The sequence below is a fragment of the Vibrio sp. 2132-1 genome (assembly GCF_033344315.1).
In genome coordinates, this window is the sequence record NZ_JAWPON010000064.1 from 1 (window position 1) to 1,329 (window position 1,329).

Annotated in this window: 1 protein-coding gene; it reads right to left on the bottom strand. The window is 43.7% G+C overall.

All coding sequences use genetic code 11. The features are described from left to right. Positions 1-13: 13 nt before the first annotated feature. Entirely contained in the window at positions 14-1,222 is a 1,209-nt protein-coding gene (locus R8N47_RS23435; RefSeq protein WP_032073033.1) for an IS4 family transposase, read from the bottom strand. Between the last annotated feature and the right edge of the window lie 107 nt (positions 1,223-1,329).

A 1,329-nucleotide genomic window follows, 5' to 3' on the forward strand; every position in this document is an offset into this window, starting at 1 on the left:
CTGAGGGATCCCCTCATAATTTCCCCAAAGCACAACCATGTTTGAATAGATTTTGAGCAAGCAGGGTTGCAGCCGCGAGCAAGTCTTCCCTCGTTATTGTGTAGCCAGAATGCCGCAAAACTTCCATCCCTAAGCGCACTGTTGAGAGTACATTTCGATTTTTGACAGTGTTAGCTTGGAAGTGCTTATCCCAACCTTGTTTCTGACCATGAACTCCAGCAAGCCAAAATGTCAGTTGAAGCATTAGGGCGATTAGCAGCATGATATCAAAGCGCTCTGAGCTGCTAGTTCGGCTATGACGGAGGCCTAAACCGTAGGCTGGGCTTTTCAAGTCTCGGAAGGTTTCTTCAATTTGCATACGCTTCGAGTAGAGCCTAACAAGTTGCTTTGGTGTTCGGATTTCAACGGGCAAGTTAGTCGCTAAAACCCATGGTTCTTTTGTCGAAGCGGAGTAGATTTTAGGTGACGGATGATGACAATTAGTCCGTGTCGAACGCTGATTTTTTCGGCCTTTAGGACGTGATTTATACAGTGCAATTTGACATGAAATTGGGTTGCTCTTAGTCAACCTCTTATAGCCTAAAGTCTTTGAGCGACTTGAGGATATGCTATGTAAGTTGCTGATAGGTTGCCAGTTTTCCGCACCTAAATCTGCATATTGCACTTTCCCTCTGACTCGACTTAACCAGTACCAACCTAGCTTTTCAACGGATTTATACCATGGCACTTTAAAGCCAGCATCACTGACAATGAGCGGTGTAGTGTTACTCGGTAGAATGCTTGCAAGGTCGGCTAGAAATTGGTCATGAGCCTTCTTTGAACATTGCTCTGAAAGCGGAAAGGCTTTCTCATAAAGAGTAATAGAACGACCATGTAGTGCCACCGAAGCCCGCAATACCATAAGCCGTTTTTGCTCACGAATATCAGACCAGTCAACAAGAACAATGGGCATCGAATTACCTGAACAGATAAAGCTGGCATGCCAACGGTATACAGCGAGTCGCTCTTTGTGCAAGTGACGATTACCTAACAATCTGTCGATTCGTTTGATGTTATGTTTTGTTCTGGCTTTCGTTGGCAGGTTACGACCAAGTTCGGTAAGAGTGAGCGTTTTACATTCAAGTAATGCGTGGCAAGCCAGCGTTAAACTGTTGAGTCGTTTTAAGTGCAATTCAGGGCAGAATTGGTAAAGAGAGTCGTGTAAAATATCGAGTTCGCACATCTTGTTGTCTGGTTATTGATTTTTCTCAGAACCATTTGATCACATGACAAGATGTGCATCTACCTTAAATTTATGATTTTTATCAAAATCATTAGGGGATTCCTCAG